At 58.5% G+C, this 1,180-nt stretch carries 1 protein-coding gene; it reads right to left on the bottom strand.

What is annotated here, in order from left to right; all coding sequences use genetic code 11:
* Window positions 1-205 precede the first annotated feature (205 nt).
* On the bottom strand, window positions 206-1,066 hold the full coding sequence (locus tag ACTJLC_RS31740; RefSeq protein ID WP_114163726.1) for a transposase: 861 nt from the start codon (window positions 1,064-1,066) through the stop codon (window positions 206-208).
* Window positions 1,067-1,180: the final 114 nt, after the last annotated feature.

Here is a 1,180-nt window from a genome sequence, read left to right as displayed (position 1 = left end):
TCAACTGGTTGCGGGTTTCACTCAAGCGCAAGCGGGATGTGAAGAAGCGATGCGGCGTGGGCGCGCAGGAGCGGTTCGAGGGGTGTGAAAAGATCGAGCATTATGCTATTTTTAGCGATTGTTTGTCAGGATTGCAGATTATGTTGGCATGACGCTTCATGGCGCGGGGGCGCCATCGCCATGGTGCTCACACCGGCGCTGATGGTCAGCAGTAGTGCCGCAGGTTGATCATCGTGTAAGCGAGGGTCTTGAATGCATAGTGGACCGGGCTCAGACGCTCGAAGCGAAGCAGCAGGCGCCGGAACTTGTCCTCCCAGGCGAAGACCCGCTCGATGGTCCTGAAACGCTCCTCAAAAATGGCTGGATCAAAGCGCAGTTTGCGGCCCCGCTTCGGCGCTTTACGGCCACGCGGATTTTCGGGAATGTTGGGAATCATGCCCCGATTGAAAATCGCCTTGCGGTTGGCCCGGCAGTCGTAGACGCCGTCCAGGCTGACCGTTGAGCCTTGCAGGTCCATGCCAATGGCGCGGGCCATGTGGTTCAGTCTGGGCAGCGCGTCACGCAGCAGCGGCGATTCGTTGCGGTTGCCCGGGGCAGAAACGAATGGAGCGATCACGTTGCAGCGGCGATCGCAGAAGGCGACCACCTTGTCGCCTTTCAGGTGCTTGTGTCCGCTGTACCCCAGGTTGTCGCCGCCCTTCTTCGCGGCAGTAGTCGTGCCGTCGCCGTGGATGACCGTGAGCTCAAGCAGGCCGTCCTGATGAAGCTTGTGCACCGAGCCGGAAAAAATCCTGTCGATGCAGCCATCGGCCTGCCACCGCCGCAACGCCCGATAGATACGCGTGTAGTGGATTTCAGGACGACCTTCGTCATTCTTTTCGATCGGCAACGCCTTCCACTGACAGCCCATGTACAGCAGCTGAAGGACGTAGTTGAAGATCTTGTGCAACCCCAGCGTCGGTGCCGGTCCGCGCCGACCCGTGCTCAGATGCGGCAAGACAAATTGCTCGAACTGCTCAACGCTCAATTTCGTTGGAATCGCTTGCCCGCATTGACTTCCAGCCATCCGTAACATCCACAAATCCGGACTTTAACCGATCTGGCAGCGCAGATCACCAGATCCAGTCCTGATGCGGCTCGCAGACAAATTTAGTCGCATCAGAAAACCCGCAACCACTTG

It is taken from the genome of Paraburkholderia sp. 22099 (assembly GCF_052045835.1).
In the GTDB taxonomy this organism is placed as follows: Bacteria; Pseudomonadota; Gammaproteobacteria; order Burkholderiales; family Burkholderiaceae; genus Paraburkholderia; species Paraburkholderia terricola.
The sequence above is the reverse complement of the archived record's forward strand: the minus strand, read 5'-3'. Positions and strand labels throughout refer to the sequence as shown.

Excerpts from the sequence above, each read along its gene's own strand:
- ACTJLC_RS31740 (WP_114163726.1), bottom strand. The coding sequence starts at position 1,066 with ATGGCTGGAAGTCAATGCGGGCAAGCGATTCCAACGAAATTGAGCGTT.